General features: G+C 37.0%; 10 protein-coding genes, 3 tRNA genes and 3 pseudogenes. 10 read left to right on the top strand and 6 right to left on the bottom strand.

Features of this window, described 5'->3' with window-relative positions:
* Positions 1–37 precede the first annotated feature (37 nt).
* From H3Z85_01825 to H3Z85_01810, 4 genes and pseudogenes are all read left to right on the top strand, one after another.
* A pseudogene (locus H3Z85_01825) lies at positions 38–2,622 on the top strand (zinc-dependent metalloprotease).
* Between the two features lie 6 nt (positions 2,623–2,628).
* Positions 2,629–5,967: a SusC/RagA family TonB-linked outer membrane protein gene (locus H3Z85_01820; protein ID QPQ52266.1), complete on the top strand. Its 3,339-nt coding sequence runs from the start codon at positions 2,629–2,631 to the stop codon at positions 5,965–5,967.
* Positions 5,968–5,979: 12 nt separating this feature from the next.
* Positions 5,980–7,300: pseudogene (locus tag H3Z85_01815) on the top strand (RagB/SusD family nutrient uptake outer membrane protein).
* A gap of 74 nt (positions 7,301–7,374) precedes the next feature.
* Positions 7,375–8,139 carry a response regulator transcription factor gene (locus H3Z85_01810; GenBank protein QPQ52265.1) on the top strand — a complete coding sequence of 255 codons (765 nt, stop codon included), beginning with the start codon at positions 7,375–7,377 and terminating at the stop codon, positions 8,137–8,139.
* A 30-nt stretch (positions 8,140–8,169) separates the two neighbouring features.
* Here H3Z85_01810 and H3Z85_01805 read toward each other — a convergent pair whose 3' ends face one another.
* Entirely contained in the window at positions 8,170–8,919 is a 750-nt protein-coding gene (locus H3Z85_01805; GenBank protein ID QPQ52264.1) for a helix-turn-helix domain-containing protein, read from the bottom strand.
* Positions 8,853–9,875, bottom strand: coding sequence for a hypothetical protein (locus H3Z85_01800; GenBank protein ID QPQ52263.1), 1,023 nt, complete (start codon positions 9,873–9,875; stop codon positions 8,853–8,855). Before H3Z85_01800 ends, H3Z85_01805 begins: the two co-directional genes overlap by 67 nt.
* 247 nt (positions 9,876–10,122) lie before the next feature.
* On the opposite strand from H3Z85_01800, the gene H3Z85_01795 reads away from it, so the two are divergent.
* The 6 genes and pseudogenes from H3Z85_01795 (at position 10,123) to H3Z85_01770 (ending at position 15,245) form a co-directional block, all read left to right on the top strand.
* The gene (locus tag H3Z85_01795) at positions 10,123–10,338 is read left to right on the top strand and encodes a hypothetical protein (GenBank protein ID QPQ52262.1); all 216 of its coding nucleotides are present in this window, start codon (positions 10,123–10,125) and stop codon (positions 10,336–10,338) included.
* Between the two features lie 193 nt (positions 10,339–10,531).
* Complete coding sequence (locus H3Z85_01790; GenBank protein ID QPQ52261.1) at positions 10,532–10,675, top strand: hypothetical protein; 144 nt, start codon at positions 10,532–10,534, stop codon at positions 10,673–10,675.
* Positions 10,676–10,763: 88 nt separating this feature from the next.
* On the top strand, positions 10,764–11,351 hold the full coding sequence (locus H3Z85_01785; protein QPQ52260.1) for a 4Fe-4S cluster-binding domain-containing protein: 588 nt from the start codon (positions 10,764–10,766) through the stop codon (positions 11,349–11,351).
* A complete protein-coding gene (locus H3Z85_01780; protein ID QPQ52259.1) occupies positions 11,330–12,112 on the top strand; it encodes an SPASM domain-containing protein in 783 nt (260 codons plus the stop codon). Before H3Z85_01785 ends, H3Z85_01780 begins: the two co-directional genes overlap by 22 nt.
* 4 nt (positions 12,113–12,116) lie before the next feature.
* Positions 12,117–13,022 carry a hypothetical protein gene (locus H3Z85_01775; protein QPQ52258.1) on the top strand — a complete coding sequence of 302 codons (906 nt, stop codon included), beginning with the start codon at positions 12,117–12,119 and terminating at the stop codon, positions 13,020–13,022.
* A gap of 48 nt (positions 13,023–13,070) precedes the next feature.
* Positions 13,071–15,245: pseudogene (locus H3Z85_01770) on the top strand (peptidase domain-containing ABC transporter).
* A gap of 243 nt (positions 15,246–15,488) precedes the next feature.
* Here H3Z85_01770 and H3Z85_01765 read toward each other — a convergent pair.
* The 4 genes from H3Z85_01765 to H3Z85_01750 form a co-directional block, all read right to left on the bottom strand.
* Positions 15,489–15,561, bottom strand: a tRNA-Phe gene (locus H3Z85_01765).
* A gap of 339 nt (positions 15,562–15,900) precedes the next feature.
* Positions 15,901–15,973, bottom strand: a tRNA-Phe gene (locus H3Z85_01760).
* 146 nt (positions 15,974–16,119) lie between these two features.
* Complete coding sequence (locus tag H3Z85_01755; GenBank protein ID QPQ52257.1) at positions 16,120–17,466, bottom strand: DUF3472 domain-containing protein; 1,347 nt, start codon at positions 17,464–17,466, stop codon at positions 16,120–16,122.
* Between the two features lie 319 nt (positions 17,467–17,785).
* Positions 17,786–17,858 (bottom strand) — tRNA-Phe (locus tag H3Z85_01750).
* Positions 17,859–17,899: the final 41 nt, after the last annotated feature.

Raw genomic sequence — 17,899 nt, 5'->3', positions numbered from 1 at the left:
GCTTTGCCGGCTGAAACTAAGATATTTACTATTTGGAATGAATCGGACTACTTTAATGAAGAATTACAGACTGGCACTGTACTTAGGACTGGCAATGGCCTCACCGATGGCAATAGCACAGAAAAAAGATACAGTGAAAGTCAACAAAGACAAAATTGATAAAACAGAATCGTCAACCTCAAAGAAAACCAAAAAAATTGAAGACCTGATCAAAAAGGAACTTATAAAAAGGGCCTTTTTAATACGATCCAGGTTAAAACGGATGTTTATTTCGAAATTCCTGACAGTTTGATGGGACGACAATTTTTGGTCGTTAACAAGCTGTCTCAGGTGCCCATGCAGGTGAATGAGGCCGGTCTGAACAAGGGAATGAATTATGAAAATAAAATCATCTCTTTTCACCGTGATAACGTTGCCAAAAAAGTCTGGGTGAAAACGTCAGACGTAAAGGTATCTTCTCCTAAGAATGATGCGATTACAAGATCTGTAAAAGATAACTTTTCAGAATCTGTGATTGAAGTTTTTGATATTGAAGCACAAAGCAATGACTCTACGTCGGTAGCTATTAAAGTGAATAAAGTTTTCGATGGTAATCAGAAGAGCTTTAATGATGTATTGGCGAATGTAGGGCTTGGAGGTTCCGTAAAGTCAAGTCTTTCTTACATTGAAGGAGTTAAAACTTTCCCTCAGAACCTTGTGGTAAAGTCTCAGCTGACCACTTCAGTCAATGAAGGAGGAGTTGATCTGCCTGTGACATTGGGAGTGACTACCAACCTGGTATTGCTTTCCAAGATACCCATGAAACCCAGGATTTCTGATGCAAGAGTTGGATTTTTCAATGAAAAACACTGGGCTTTTAATGACCGCCAGCAGAAGATGGACGAGAAATTCTTCATTACCAGATGGAACCTTGAACCTAAAGATGAAGACAAAGAAAAATATCTGAGAGGAGAGCTTGTAGAACCTAAAAAACAAATCGTTTATTATATTGATCCTGCCACTCCAAAACAATGGCGTGAGAAAATTATTGCAGGAGTATATGACTGGCAGGCAGCTTTTGAACAGGCCGGTTTTAAAAATGCTGTCATTGCAAAAATGCCGGATGAAAAAGATGAAGACTTCGATATTGATGATGTAAGATATTCCGTAATTACTTACGCTGCTTCCCCTAAATCAAATGCGATGGGACCGTCTGTAGTTGATCCAAGGAGTGGTGAGATTATCGAATCTGATATCATCTGGTGGCATAATGTAATGACCTCCCTTCAGGAATGGATGAGAATTCAGATAGGACCTATAGATCCGAAAGCGAGAGGAAATAAATTCAGTGATGACTACATGGGAGAAGCCATTCGTTTTGTATCATCCCATGAAGTAGGACATACTTTTGGATTAAAACATAATATGGGATCCTCTTTTGCATTTCCTGTCGAATCTTTACGTTCAAAAGAATTTACCGATAAAATGGGAGGTACAGCACCTTCTATTATGGATTATGCCCGATATAATTATGTAGCACAACCTGAAGATGGTGTGACGGCTATCACTCCAAAAATCGGGATTTATGATAAATATGCTATCGAATGGGGCTATCGTTGGTATCCGGATGAGTTTTCAGAAAAGAAAGCCCTTAGGAATTTAATAGAAAAACATCAGGATGATCCATTATATTTCTATGGTGAGCAACAAAGTTATCTGGAAACCATTGACCCTCGTTCACAGTCCGAAGACCTCGGCGACGATGCAATGAAGGCCAGTGAATATGGATTGAAAAACCTGAAAATTGTTGTTAATAATCTTTTACAATGGAGCTATGAAGATGGAAAAGAATACACTGATGCCGGTAAACTCTACTTTGGAGTTATCGGGCAATGGGATTTGTATACCGGTCATGTGATGGCGAATGTAGGGGGAATTTATCTTAACAATACAGTTTTTGGAAGTAAAAAGAAGGCGTACGAAGCCGTACCGGCTGAAACTCAGAAAAGAGCGGTTGACTATCTTATAAAAAATGCCATCAACCTTCCGGAATGGTTGTTTTTTAATCCGATAACAGAAAAGACATATCCTGTTAAAAACTCCCCGATGGGACCTTTCGAGCAGACTCCGTATACTTTAGCAAGAGGAATGCAGTATGCCAATATCTATTCTTTGTTTGTGGACGACAGATTATTGAGAATCCTCGAAAATGAATTGAAACATGAAATGTCCGGTTCAAAAGAAGAAATCTACACCGTTGAAAATTTATTTGATCAGGTGAGAGGAGCTGTTTTTAATAAAAAAGGAAGTCTGACCATCCTGGAAAAAATGGCCCAAAAGAATTATGTAGATGCTCTGATTGTTTCAGTGAATAAATTATTCGAAAAAACAGCGGTAAAAGGATTGAAGGTTGATCAGACATTAACGATCCCAACCATCTGCAATTTCCATGGAGAAGATCACAACCTGAGAAATATCAATTATTCATCCATGAAAAGAGTATCTGAAGTCACGACTTATAAAAGGGCAGAACTGCAGAAGGTATTGAACTTACTGAATACACGCAGATACAAAGGTGACGACTCATCAAGAGCTCACTACACAGACTTAATCATTCGAATCGAAGAGGCTTTAAATAAATAATCGGCTATGAAAAAATCTCTAATACTTTTACCTCTTTTGGCTGCTAATATTGCGTTTGCCCAACAAAAGAAAATCATCACAGGTAAAGTCCAGGACGGCAATACCTCCAAAATAATTGCAGGAGCATCCATAAAAATTGAAACCCAGTCTGTGTCTTCCAGTACCAATCGTGACGGGATCATTGAAAGTGTGGCTGTAGGAGCGATAACAGATAAAAACGGAAAATTTACTCTGGAGGTTCCTGAAGGTACGAAATCCGTATTGGTGAGCTACCTTGGATATGAATCTAGGCTGATTCAGATTGACGAAGATCAGACAAATTATAATATATCACTGATGCCGGTGGCTGGTGAGGTTTCTGATAAAAATAAGATTCAGGAAGTGATCATCACAGGATATCAGAAAATTGAAAAACGTAAGCAGACTTCAGCAGTTGCTACCGTTAAAATGGATGTGATCAACCAGGCCGGTGTTGCCAGCGTTGATCAGATGTTGTCCGGACAAATCGCCGGTGTCGTGGTGACTCCTGAAACAGGAGCGCCAGGAGGACCTGCCAAGATCAGAATTCGTGGTACGGCTTCTTTATCCGGCCCGCAGGATCCGCTATGGGTAGTAGATGGTCTTCCGTTAGAAGGAAATGATGTCCCGAATTTCAGTGACAAAGATAATATTGACCAGCTTCAGAATTTTTCCATTGCAGGATTAAACCCTAATGATATTGAAGATATCACTATTTTAAAAGATGCTGCAGCAACAGCGATTTATGGAGCGAGAGCAGCTAACGGGGTGATTTCCATTACCACGAAAAAAGGAAAGAAAGGAAGTATGAGACTGAATTTTTCTGCAGACACTTTCATTACATCACGTCCTGATTTTGATAAGCTTAATCTTTTGAATTCCAGTGAAAAAGTTGATCTTGAGCTGATGCTTGCAAAGCGTGCCGATCTGACCTATCGTGCCGATAAAGGAGAAGTGATGAGAATCCTGAATAAAAACAATCAGCTTGATAATTTCAGAGCCGGAGGTTTAGCCGGTCTGGACCCATTCACCCGCCAGCAGATTGATGCTTTAAGAAATAATAATACCGACTGGGGAAAACTGTTGTACAGAAATGCTATAAACAAGCAATATGGATTAAGCCTTTCCGGAGGGAGCGACCGTTCAGATTATTATTTCTCATTAGGTTATTTTGATGAAGAAGGAACAACGATAGGAACAGGTTTCAAAAGATATAACCTTACTTTAAAGAACAATTATAAGATAAGCGACAAATTTAGTGCAGGGATCTCTATTTTTGGGACTCAGAGTGAGAAAGAATCATTCATGACGGATGCAGATGCTGCAGCCAATCCTATTAATTATTCCAGAAATGCCAATCCTTATCTGACACCTTTTAATGCAGACGGAAGCTATAAATATGATCCGGATATCGATGGAACAAGAGATGCTTACATTCCCTTTAACTTCTTGGAAGAAAGAGAAAATACCAGCTATACCCTGAAAAACCACTCATTAAAAGGGATTTTAGACTTAGAATATAAAGTATCTAAGAGCCTTAAATTCGTTTCACAGTTGGGACTTCAGTATGACACCAATAAAACGGAGAAGTTTGCCGCAGAAAATACCTATTTTACAAGAAAGATGAAAGAGGGAACCCGTTATTTTAAAAACGGAACAGCAAATTATTTCCTTCCGGCAGGTGGCGTAAAACAAAACTGGGATAATGATTTCTTTCAGTATAACTGGAAATTACAGGGGTTATACAGCACAAGAATTAATTCAGTACATGAGATCGATTTGATGGCCGGAACTGAAATCCGTAAAACCATCGATAATACTCAGGTCACCAGAGCTTTTGGTTTTAATAGCCTTACCAAAACAGGGACACCGATTATATTCCCCAATTCCGATTTTGCAGGAGATAAAAAGTACGAAACGTATCGTGAAATGCCTACTGTAGAGAATGCTTATGCTTCAATGTTTGCGACTGCTTCTTATACCTACGACCAGAAATATACCTTTTTCGGAAGTGTAAGATACGACGGAACCAATTTGTTCGGAATGAATAAAAAGTACAAGTATCTGCCGATCTGGGCGGCTTCCGGGTCATGGCTGGTGAGTAAGGAAGAGTTTATGAAGAATGTTTCTCTTATCTCTAATTTGAGATTAAGAGCTTCCTATGGTTTACAGGGAAATATTGACCGTAATACATCGCCGTTTTTTATCGGAGAATACGGGGAAGCAACGATTCTTCCGGGAGGAAAGCATGAAATCATTAATGTAATAACCTCTCCGAATGACAAGCTTCGTTGGGAAAAAACAACCAATGTGAACTTCGGAATTGATCTGGGACTGTTTAAAAACCGTATCAGCCTTACTGCAGATGTCTACAGCAGAAAAGGTACAGATATGATCAGTATGAGAGAAACACCCCTTGAAACCGGATTCAACTATACAATGATGAACTGGGGAAGTCTTACAAACAAAGGTTTTGAAGTAGCAATATCTACGAGAAATATAGAGAAAGAAAATTTCAAATGGTCTACCACTATTAATTTAGCTCATAACAAGAGTAACGTTATTACTGAGCAGCCACGCCAAAATTCTATGCTTCCGTCAAGAGAAGGCCTTCCTGTAAATGCAGTATTTGCTTTGAAAACAGCTGGGATGGACGAAAATGGAAATCCAATGTTCTGGAAAGGTAATGAAAAGGTGAAAATTGAAGATTTCTTTAAACTCTATGATGTATATGAGGAATTTCTTCCGGGACAGCTCGTAGGAACGAAGCTTACTTCTGAGGAGATGAGAGGCCTCTTCACTTATATTGGTGACAGAGATCCGAAATTCACAGGAGGTATTATCAACACTTTTAAAATCCATAATTTCGACTTAACTGTTTCTGCAGCATTCAGCTTTAAACAGACGGTGATGAGGTCACCTTCATACAGAGGGATGGATCTGGACAGAGGAAGAAATTATACCAGGGATATCTTTGAAGCTGGCGCTTCACTTCCGGCGATTACAAGTCCTAATATGGAAAACAATCCGGGATGGATGGGGAATAAGTGGCTTACCGACAGCCCTAATAATGCATATGGCCTTCTCGATATCTGGGCGAAAGAGATCAGCTATCTGAGAATCAGCAGTATTCGTTTGGGATATACGCTTCCAAAAGAATTTACGAATCCTATGGGAATCAGTAGTTTGAGGCTAAGTGTGGAAGGTCGTAACCTTTTTGTATTCAGCAATGGTCATAAAGGATATTTCGATCCGGAAACCTATGGTAATATTTATGCACAGCCTATTGCAAAATCAGTGACAATCGGCTTTAATGTTTCTTTTTAAAACTTGAAAAAAATGAGAAAAATAACTACATTCGTTGCACTGGCATTCATTAGTTTTACCAGTATTGGATGTGATCGCTTCCTGGATATACAGCCGGAAGGAAAAGTGATCCCAACCAGTGTTGAGGATTACAGAAAAATACTTACCTCTGCATATGCCAAATATCCGATCCATAAATCTCTATCTGCACTTCGTACAGATGAGATGGTGATCGATGAAGATACCAGCGATTTTCCTTACTACCGCGAACTTGCCATGTGGAAGGACAGTAACTATGATGCTGAAACAAAAGAATTTCATTGGGCCGACTTTTATACGGTAATTTTCTACCTTAATCAGGCCATCAACGAGGGAAGTAAAACGATGAAAGATTCTCCTGAAAAGAACCAGATTCTGGCAGAAGCTTATGCATTGCGTGCTTATTCTTATTTTGATCTGATCAATCTGTACGCAAAACCTTATAATAACGCTACAGCGTCTTCAGACAGGGGAGTTCCAATTACCCTGGAAACAGATATGGAAGCGGTGCTGAAGCCGTCTACAGTGCAGCAGGTTTACAATCAGATTCATGCAGATATGGAAAAGGCTCAAGGCTTGATGGTAGAACAGCAGCAAACAGCAGGAAATAATTATAAATTTTCCAAAAATGCTCTTATGGCACTGAACGCAAGAATGGCTCTCTATCAGGGAGACTGGAATAAAGCATTGAATGACTCGCAGGAGTTACTGGCTGTAAAGGGAGAGCTTAGTAATTTGAATACCACCAATACCGCTCCCAACCATTATGCTTCGGCGGAATCTATATTAGCATTGGACAATCCGTTGAATAACAGTGTTCAGAATGTAATTTTTGCTTCTCCTGAATTGATTTCAAAATATAATACGACTACAGACAAAAGATTTGGTATTTATTTTGAAAAAAGCAAAAAACCGGTACAAGGCGATCAAAGGAGGAAGCAATGATTTCAGGGTATCTTTCAGAACTGCTGAATTATATTTTATCAAATCTGAAGCATTGTTAAAGCTAAACCGACTTGATGAGGCTAAAGAGGCAATACTTCCGGTGCTGAAAAACAGATATACTGCAGAAGGGTATACTTCTGTTCAGAGCCAGATCAATGGAATGAATACAACAGATTTCATGAATTTTATTCTGGATGAGAGGTTCAGAGAATTTGCAATGGAAGGTCACAGATGGTTTGATTTAAGAAGGGCCGACCAGAAAAAAATTGTACATACCGTATTGGGCAAAGAATATATTCTTCAGCAGAATGATCCGAGATATACCATAGAATATCCGATGAGTGCGAAAAAGAATAATCCTAATTTATAACATTTCATATTAACAACCCCTGAAACCGCTTGAACTTGATCGTTCTGGCGGTTTTTTTGTATTTTTGCAGGGTTATGAGAATTGCCATTATAGAAGACGAATTGCTGGCTGTGAATTATCTGAAGAATCTTTTAGATCATCAGGATATCGTTCCTGTTACCGAAATCGTTATTCTCCGTTCAAAAAAGCAGGCAATTGAATTTTTCGAAAATGATGCTGCCGATCTCATCTTTATGGATATCCATTTGGGCGATGGGATGAGTCTTGAAATTTTTGAGCATGTAGAATTATTCACCCCCATCATTTTTATTACCGCATTTGATGAATATGCGATGAGGGTTTTCAGACATTTTACTATTGATTATCTTTTAAAGCCTTTTGAGGAAGCCGATTTGCATCAAGCTCTGCAAAAGTTTATTTCCATACGGAATAATTTTGATCCGGAACCGGTCCTGAAGTCGATGTCTACCTTACATCAGACCAATGACTCCGGAATGATGAAGCGTTTTATGGTACGGGAGGGAAATAAGCTCAAGTCAATCGACGAACATGAAACAGCCTATTTTTTTGCATCGGGAAAATATCTTTTCCTAACGACTAAGGACCATCAGACGTACATTTATGACGACACCATCAAAGATATCATTCAAAAACTGAATCCTGAGATTTTCTTTAAAATAAACCGTAAGTTTATCATTAATAAAAAGGCGGTCACAGAAATTATCAAGCATTCAAGCCAGAAAGTAGAACTCAAACTTTCACCCGAACCAGAAGTAAATGCGGAGGTTTTTATCAGCAAAGTACAGATCGCAGGCTGTTTAACCTGGTTGAATACCTGAACGTGATTAAAAAGCCAGCCGTCGGGTGAATTAATTTTCCTTATTAAGTTGGTTCAGAAAATAAGTAGGCGGAATATGGTATTTCTCCTGAAAGTTTTTTGTAAACGTCTGAGTGGTATTGTAGCCTGCATTTTCAGCTGTTTTCTGAATGCTGATGTATCTTGTTTTGGGCTTGCTTTTCCACTGGGAAACAATATGATCGAGCCTCAGTTCATTGAGGTATTCATTGAAGCTTTTTTTCTTATAAAAATTGATGATTTTCGAAAGATAAACGGTATTCGTTCCACACAATTTTGACATGCCGGCAAGAGAGATGTTTTTTTTTAAAAACTGTTTCTCTTTTTCAAAATCAGACAGTATTTTAAGAACGTTTTCGACAATTAAAGGGTTGATTCCCAGTTGATCATCAATAATAGGTTCATCGTTTTTACTTTTGGCTCCTTCGTTCCCATACACAATTTCTTCATCTTGAATTGCCGTAAGTTTTTCATAAGATCCGGAAAAATGCCTGTGTTTATACTTAAGATGTAAAAATGTCAGGAATATAATAAGTACAAGACCAAAACCAATGAGGGTAATGTAAATGAGTCTTTCCCGGTGAATACGATCCTGCAGGATTTCTTTTTCCTCGTAGAGTTTTTTCGTATCATACTCTTTGTTTAAGGTAGAATTGAGATATTTATAATCTTTTTCGTAGGCTTTGTCGAGAAGAATCAGCTTATCCGTATATTCCAGTTGTTTGCTGGTGTCATTCTTTTCCGAATAGTAGCGGATAAGCATTTCAAAAGCAGGCCGGAACTTAGGATCCAGTTTTTTGGTTTCGTTATATTCTTGATCAAGCAATAAAAAATAGGGAAGTGCTTCTTCTTTTTTTCCAGTTTCCACAATGACATTCCGATATAAAACTTATCGGTCAGGTGCTTCCATGAGTCATTATACAACCTTATGGCTTCCCGGAGTTTTGGTAAGGCCAGAGCATATTTTTTCTGATAATAAAAATCTGTTCCCTGGGAAGAGATGAAGTATGCGTAATATTCTTCAAAATCCTGATGCTTTTTAACAAACTCTAATCCTTCTTGTATCAGGTCCTTATTGGCATTGAAGCTTGATAAATGACTGTTGGTTTCAATCAGTGATATCAAAGAATAGAGATAATAATAGGTATAGTGGGTATCCCCGATTTTTTCATGATGTTTCCTGAAAAATGAGACACAACCCGTTAACAGCGAATGAGCTTCAGTATAGAGTCCGAGGTAGTATTTCGTTTGGGCAATCTGGTATTCCACACTGTGAATTAAGTACGGGTTTTTGTTTTTTTTGATATAATTATATCCTTTAACAAAAGCATCTAATGCTTTAGGGTAGTTTTCATTGTTTGTAAAAGACATTCCCAAGGACAGATAACTGTCTCCGATAAGGTTATTATCATTGATTTTGCGGGCCATAATGACAACGCTGTCACCATATGCTATCTGTGCATCCCCTCTCTTATTAAAAGTAGCCAGGACGTATCCTCTTCTCGTTTTTTCAGTATTCTTCTCTTTTTTTGCTTTTTGTATAAAATGATTAATATATTTCCATTGCTCGTCCTGTTTATTTTCTGATTTTTTTATAGCCAATTCCAGATCAGAATAACTTGTATTGCTGATTTTCTTTTGAGTATTTTGTGAATGCAGCGTGGTATAAAATCCTACAAAAGTGAATAATGTTAGAAAAATATACTTTAAATTGTTCATTTGTAACTGTAAAACAATATAAAAATAAATAAATTTTTCTTTCATTGGTGATAAAAATATAAAATATTTAAATACAGATTGTTATAAGTTTTCATTTATGATTTTAGTAATTTTTTTTATCATTATAGTATTCTTATTTGCCGATATATAATTATTTTTTTTTCTGATAGTGTCGCGGCTGAATTTAAATTTTGTGAATTTCATTTTACCTGTATACATTTCGAAACAGAAAACAAAACTAATTTTTATGGAAAAAGCTAATTTTTATTTTATACTTATTTTGGCTTTATTACTCGTGAGTTCATACAGCTATGAAAATCAGCCGAATCTTTCCGGATCTGCTGTAGATCCTTCTGAAAGGCAGCATCTTTATACTTCCGATGTAGTCAGAAACATCGGAGATGCTGTTTCTATAAATGATTCAGCCAGCGAAGATCCCAAGAACATTCCTCCGAAAAAATAAAACTGCTTTATCTAATGGAAGCCGGTTTCAATTCATGATTCTAAAATGATTTTATCAAATGGAATAGTTTGTAGAGTACTATGCAAACGAAACATTTAATAAATACTCCTTGCAAGGAAAGTGTGAAAAAGTCGAAAGAATTAATCACTTTAAAAACTATGATTCTAACATCCAATTACTAAAATTAATTAAAATGAAAAATTCAAAATTACAGAACCTGCTGACTAAAATTTCAGGAGACGTTACAACATTAAAAGAAGGAGAATTATCTTCAATAAAAGGAGGTACAGCACCACTTAACCTGGTATGTAATTCCGGATGCCTGGCGAAGCAATAGCCCGCACTACCAAAACGTACAACAGACCGACTGTGTTTAATGTCTCTAAACTATGAACACTTTTCTTTTCATTTTAAAAGCGAATTCCATGAACTATAAACTATCTCATTATACTGTTTCTACCCAGGTTTCGGAAGATAAATATGTGATCTTTTCGACGAGAAGCTGTAAAGTTCTTCTTCTGCAAAAAGAAAACTACCAGTCCCTGATCAACGGACACTTTGATACCATTACTGCGGAGATAAAGAATCAACTGATTACCGCACTTATTTTAGTTCCTTCTTTTGAAAATGAATTAATGGAAATTGTCGAAGAAAATAAAATGATGATTGATACTAATAATGTCCTTTATCAGGTGATACAACCCTCTTCAAACTGCCAGTTAGGCTGTGACTATTGCGGACAGGAACACACCAAAAATGATTTGCAGGCAAAAGATTATGAAAAACTTATTGAGCGGATCAGGCATAAACTTTCTTTGAAAGATTACAGAGCTTTGCTGATCGGCTGGTTTGGAGGAGAGCCTTTGATGAGCCTCCAGACCCTTAGAAAAGTAACGGGAAAGTTAAAAGAAATAAGTTCGGAGTTGGGTATTGATTACAGTGCTAAAATGACCACCAACGGCTTGGCGTTGAAAAAAACATATTTCTGGAATTGGTTAATCAGCATGATGTAAAAACCATAGAGGTGACTTTAGATGGCACTGCAGAATTCCATGATAAAAGAAGATTTGTAAAATCCGGTGAAAACTCATTTCATCTTATTTTTAAAAATTTAGTAGATATTTTCAGTATTGAAAACTATAAAGAACTGGGAGCGCGTATTTCCATAAGATGTAATGTAGATCGTACCAATTACCAATCAGTAGTTCCTTTGCTCCAACTTATGCATGAACACGGCTTTCACGAAAAAATTTCACACTTTTATGTGGCACCTATTCACTCATGGGGAAATGAAGCTCATCTGGTATCCCTGGAAAAAGAGACATTTGCCGAAAAAGAAATAGAATGGATTCTGGAGCAGTATAAATATGGTTTTTCACCATCCGTTCTTCCTGTGAGAAATCATGAACTCTGCATGATTACAAATCCGGATGCAGAATTAATAGATGCATTTGGCAATATATACAACTGTACAGAAGTTCCTTACGTTCCTGCATATGAAAGCACAGAGCATAAATTGGGTAACATAAAAGATATTAAAATTGATCAGAAATTCGGTTCACTTCATCTGCAAAACTGGAACGATGTTGTACTTACCGATCAGAAAGGTTACCCATGTCACACCTGTAAAATGTTTCCTGTGTGCGGTGGCGGATGTCCTAAATCGTGGGAAGAAGGCATTATAGCTTGTCCTTCCAATAAATTCAATATTCAGGATAAACTGGCCATTAATTATATTACTCAGGAAAAAGGAACAGAATACTTAATGAGTTAGAATAATGGAAAATAGTGAGTATATCATTGCATTGCTGCAACAGCATAAAATTCTGGTCACAGCTAATCTTGTGCACTATAAAGATGATTTCATTTTTCAAAAAGAAATGGATAAGCTCATAGATGTTGTGTGTGATGATAAAGAAGCTTTTAATTTTTACAGCCTTAATTATCATGAAGCGCTGAACGAGGGACGTACCGGGAATATTCAAAAAGCAGAAATGCTTATCACTCGTGCTAAAAAATACATTGACTGCGACTCATTACAACCTGAAGAAAAAGATTTGTATGATCTTATCAGCATACCTATCCAGGCTTTTATAAGTTATAAGAAAAGCGATTATTCTTTAGCAAAACAACAGACTTATGAAACCATGTTACTGGATGAAAAACTGGAACAATATAATGCTTCCGTATCCTATCATAAAATACAGCAACTGCATAATATATCAAGGATAGAAATGAAAGAACAGAATGCTGAGAATGTCTGTAAAATCTTTAATTTGTTGTACAGAAGCCTATTGCTTTCTGAAAAAGTGCGTTACCGGGATATAGAATTTTGTTATGAAGATCATTCTGAATCTTTAAAGAAATTAAGAAAGCTTATGCTGGCGCAGATTACCAATGAATACATCCCTTTTTTAGATCAGTGCGGCAATAAAGAGGAAGTTCTGGACCGTACTTTTGATGAGGTGCTTCAAAAACAATCTGCCGTGCATGATGACTTGAAAAGTTTCGTATACTGGGTACAACTCAAAAAAAACAGTATAAATCGTCAGGAATGGAACATAGACTTACTTCAGCAATTCATTGCCGGATCAGCAGATTATACCTCTGTTACAGCTATTGATTCATTGTATAACGATATAAAAAGGACTTTCTCAACTGAAATAAATGCAGACTCAACATAACTTTTTAAACAACCTGTTTTCATGAATTTTATTCCCCAACATGACCAAATGGATTGTGGCCCCGCGTGCCTCGCCATGATAGCCTCTCATTACGGGGTTGATTTTGGGCTGCAATATCTAAGGGATAAAAGCTTTATGACCAAAGAAGGAGTTTCGTTATTAGGAATCTGTGAAGCTGCGGAAAAAATAGGGATGAAAACAGTAGCTGTCAAATCACAGCTGAAATATGTAGACAATTCGCTTTTGCCGTGTATTCTCCATTGGAACCAAAATCATTTTGTGGTTTTGCGTAAGATCTCTAAAAATGTTTTTACCCGTAAACCAGTGTTTAAAATCGCGGATCCCGGGCATGGGTATATTAATCTGTCTGAAGAAAAATTAAAAAAAAGCTGGATTTCAGGTGAAGAAAAAGGTGTAGTTCTTTTTTTGGAGCCCACAGAAGAATTCTATAAACAATCCTCCCGTCAGGAAAAAAAAATATCAGTAAAATTCCTGCTGAACCATCTGAAACCTTATAAAAGGCAAATGCTTCAGATGCTTTTGCTTTTGCTTTTTGGAACGATAACCACCTTGGTATTTCCTGTTCTCACCCAAAAACTGATGGATGAGGGTGTCAGCAAAAAAGACCTTTCCGTCATATCATATATCCTTATTGCTCAATTGGCATTTTTCTTAGGAAATATTATTTTCAATATATTTCGTAACTGGATTATGCTGATCGTAGGAACCAATATCAATATCCGTATTATTTCTGACTTTCTGAAAAAGCTTTTAAAATTACCCATTAAGTTTTTTGATACTAAACTGATGGGAGATTTCAGTCAACGCATCCAGGATCATGAACGAATAGAAAGTTTTCTTACTTCTCAAAGCCTTATTACCTTATTTTCAGCCATTACTTTTACTGTATTTTTCGGTGTTCTCTGGTATTATGATTTTACCATCCTACTGGTCTATGTAGCATTGACTGCCATATCTGTCTTATGGTCTTTATTTTGGATGAAAAAAAGAAAAGTGCTCGATTATTTCCGCTTTCAGCAGCGGAGTGAAAATCAGGAATCTATCTATGAGATCATTAATGGGGTATCAGAGATGAAGCTTAACCAGTTTGAAAATTACAAACGAAAAAAGTGGGAAGAAATACAGCAAAAACTATTAAAAGTTAACATCAGAATCCTGAAACTGGATCAGATACAACTTTCAGGCTTTGAATTCATCAATCAGCTCAAAAATATTATTGTCACCTTTCTCGCTGCCTCCTTTGTCGTGAAGGGAAGTATGACATTGGGGGAGTTATTAAGTGTTTCTTATATTATAGGACAAATGAATTCGCCGGTGAATGAGCTTATTCAGTTTTTCCGGTCTTTACAGGATGCTAAATTAAGTTTATCGCGGTTGCACGAGGTCCATGATTATGCTGAAGAAGAAAAAGAATATCATGTACCCTTATTAAGTGAAAAATATACCCGGCAGAACGGAATAGAAAGAGGAATTTATTTTAAAAATGTATCTTTTCAATACGAAGGTCCTCGGTCTCCTTATGTTTTAAAAAATATCAATCTGTTTATTCCTGAAGGAAAAATAACAGCAATAGTGGGGGGCGAGCGGCAGTGGAAAAACGACTCTTATCAAAATGTTTCTGAAATTTTATGAACCGGTTGAAGGAGATGTTTTTTTAATCACTTGAACGCTCAAGATATTTCACCTAAAGATCTGAGGGAGAACTGCGGAACCGTTATGCAGGAAGGTTATATATTTTCTGATACTATAGAAAGAAATATTGCTGCCGGGGATGAAAATATAGATTATGAAAAACTTGAAAAAGCATTGCATATCGCAAATATTAAATCATTTGTTGAAGAGCTGCCCCTGGGACTGAAAACCAAAATAGGAGCTTCAGGTAACGGAATTTCAGGAGGGCAAAAACAACGGATACTTATCGCAAGAGCAGTATATAAAAATCCTTATTTTATTTTTTTTGATGAAGCCACTTCCGCACTTGATGCAGATAATGAAAAAATCATTCATGACAATCTGCAGTCCTTTTTTAAAGGAAAAACAGCCGTTATTGTAGCGCACAGACTTTCTACTGTAAGAAATGCCGATCAGATTATTGTGTTGAAGCATGGAGAAATCGTCGAGAAAGGGAGCCATGAGGAGCTTGTTTCCAGGAAATCGGATTACTATAATCTTGTTAAAAATCAGCTGGAACTAGGAAATTAAAAATCCATTCTAAACAGGCTAGGGAAGAGGAATACTTATTCCTGTGTAATTTAATGGAAATAAACAGTAAAGTTCTACAATTTTGAGGGTGAAATTGATTGGAGTCGGCTCAGTAATGCCCTCTACTCTTACGCATTAAACATTTTTGGAATAATTACCCTTCAGCTTAACCGCAACGTGTGAAAGGAAAGACCAAAAGAGATAAAAAAACAAAAAAACCTCTGACTAATCAGAGGTTTTAAGTGGTTTCTCCAGGAATCGAACCAGGGACACATGGATTTTCAATCCATTGCTCTACCAACTGAGCTAAGAAACCATTATATTTTTGTTTGACTTACTTCGTTGTTTTAAAGTGACGCAAAAGTATAACATTTTGTAATACCGTGCAAGCTTTGATCATTGTTTTTTTAAAAAGATGATGTTACAAACGTTTTTTAAATTCAACTGTCTGTTCATCAGTATGTTTGGAAGATCTTTTTTACAGGTAATAAAATACCGATAAAATGGGTATTTCTGTATGTACAAATGAGAAAATCAAAAACTGAATCTTGAAGAACTCAATGTTTATTATCAGACTTTTTCGTTTTTTATACTAAATCTACAAGCCGAATCAGTGTTTAAAAACAAAAACCTCCGAATGATCAGAGGTTTTAAGTGGTTTCTCCAGGAATCGAACCAGGGACACATGGATTTTCAATCCATTGCTCTACCAACTGAGCTAAGAAACCATGATATTTTGTTGACGTACTTCGTTGTTTAAAGTGGGTGCAAAAATGACAATTTTTATGATACCATGCAATAGAAAATTTAAAATAAATGAAAATAAAGAGCCCGATATTAAATAATGTCGGGCTTCTTTCTATAAGTCAGGTTGTTATGGAAGTGTTGAGAAATTGATATCCGGTGCCTGGGTTGGGGCGGTAACGGAAAATAGTGTTCCCGGAGCAACAACAGTATTAAAAAATCCTCCGTTTTGCAGGAAAAATGCATTACCATTTGTTCCTCCCATAGCATCAATTCTCTGCTTTGCGTTATAGGTATTATCCACTGTGAACTTAGCTCCCGAGACCGGCATCCAGTTTCCTGAAGTCGTTCTTACCCATTGATTTTTAAACTCTGCTTTTCTGCCCTGGTATCCGTTTTCAGGATTAAAGTTTTCCACGAAGCTATAAAAACCTTTCAGATAAGTACTGGTTTGCGGTCTTTTCCAGCTGGCAATAAGTTTCCATGACGTATTATCGGGAGAAAGGAACCATGCCGTATAATCTGTCTTCCCGTTACCGTCAGGTTCGCCTTTTAGTAAGAATTTATAGGTTTTGCCCGCGGTCCAATTGTATTTATAATAACTTTGTCCTCCGGAACCTTCATTACCAAACTCGCCAATGGTAACACCACTGCCGGCTTTGTTCAATAGTATTTTATGATCAGGAGGGATATTATTTGGATCATCTGTTTCAAAAGGACTCCAGACAGAGAACAGAATTCTTCTTTCAGTAGCAGAATTTACCTGCATTCCGAAATATCCCTCATTGAAACCGTTAGCCATGAAGTATGAGCCGATTTTATCTTCTCCTGCAGGAACGGTCACTTCATTATAATAATAGCTTATAGTATTGGTTGTAGGAACTGTATAACCGAGATGGCAGGAAGGTCCCCGGCGAGCCCAGTAATAATAAGAAGGATCATTACTGAAAATATTGTTTCCCGTAGAAGCCGGCCCGGTGAAAGTGATATCCGTAACATCGGCAAAATAACTTCCGGTTTTAGATACACCCTGAAGATCAACTTTTACATACCCCGGACTGGAAACGGTAAAATCTCCAACGGTATACTCTTTAGAAGTTGATCCTGTTAAAGTAATTGTTTTGGATGTGTTACCTATGGTTACTTTAACCACACTTGTTCCTGAAGGAACAGAAGCTTTTAATCCGATGTTTAATGTTCCCGTATTACTTAGTCTGAAATAAGTACTGATAACCGTGTTAGAATTCGTCCAGTTACCAAGGTTGGTGGGAGTGATCACTTCGTTTGCTCCCGAAGGTTTTATAGTTAAAAATGAATTTCCCGATACCGGTACATTGAATGAGGAGCTGATTCGCGACGATGATATTTTTTCCTGTTTAGAAATACTATCTTCTGTTGCAGCAGTATTGTCTTTGCATGACTGAAAAACGAGCAGAGCAAAGCAAAAAAACGGAATAGCTAATGCTTTTGGATTCATAATGTAATTGTGTTTTGGTTTACAATAGCTAATTTAAAATTTTTAAGATAATAATGCATGTTTTATTTCACATGATCTTGATTAAAAATTGTGAAAAATTTTATATGAAGTTGAAAGTAAAGAAAAAGAAATTTTGCTTCCTGAAATAATTTGCATGATTTATACATCTTGCGTTTACCGCTAAAATTCCCACAGATTTAGCAGACTACAAGATTCTTTAAGCTCTGCTCGATCTGCGCCATCTGTGAGAGAGCCCTTGGAGTTTTTTAACGTAAGTATAAAAAACAAAAAAACCTCTGAATAATCAGAGGTTTTCAAGTGGTTTCTCCAGGAATCGAACCAGGGACACATGGATTTTCAATCCATTGCTCTACCAACTGAGCTAAGAAACCATTATATTTTTGTTTGACTTACTTCGTTGTTTTAAAGTGAT

This window comes from Chryseobacterium indologenes (genome assembly GCA_016025055.1).
Lineage (GTDB): Bacteria > Bacteroidota > Bacteroidia > Flavobacteriales > Weeksellaceae > Chryseobacterium > Chryseobacterium indologenes.
The sequence above is the reverse complement of the archived record's forward strand: the minus strand, read 5'-3'. Positions and strand labels throughout refer to the sequence as shown.